General features: G+C 39.3%; 1 protein-coding gene. It reads left to right on the top strand.

Annotated elements, in window-relative coordinates:
* Positions 1-272 (top strand): transposase (locus LKE08_RS29130; protein WP_324707802.1); only part of this gene is annotated, 272 nt, incomplete at both ends.

Here is a 272-nt window from a genome sequence, read left to right as displayed (position 1 = left end):
AATCTGGCTTAGATGTTGGTTTAAATCATTTCTACACCGATTCTGAAGGCAATAAAGTTGATAATCCTCGGTTTCTAAGAAAAGATGAACGCAAGATTAAAAAACTACAAAAGCGTTTATCTCGTACTAAAAAAGGTAGCAAAAATAGGATTAAAGCTAGGAATCGGTTGGGTAGAGCGCATCTCAAGGTATCACGCAGACGTAACGACTTTGCTTGTAAAGAGGCACAGCGCGTCATACAGTCTAACGACTTGATAGCGATAGAAGACCTC

This window comes from Lyngbya sp. CCY1209, assembly GCF_035615495.1.
GTDB lineage: Bacteria > Cyanobacteriota > Cyanobacteriia > Cyanobacteriales > Microcoleaceae > Limnospira.
This window is presented reverse-complemented; position numbering and strand designations above follow the sequence as displayed.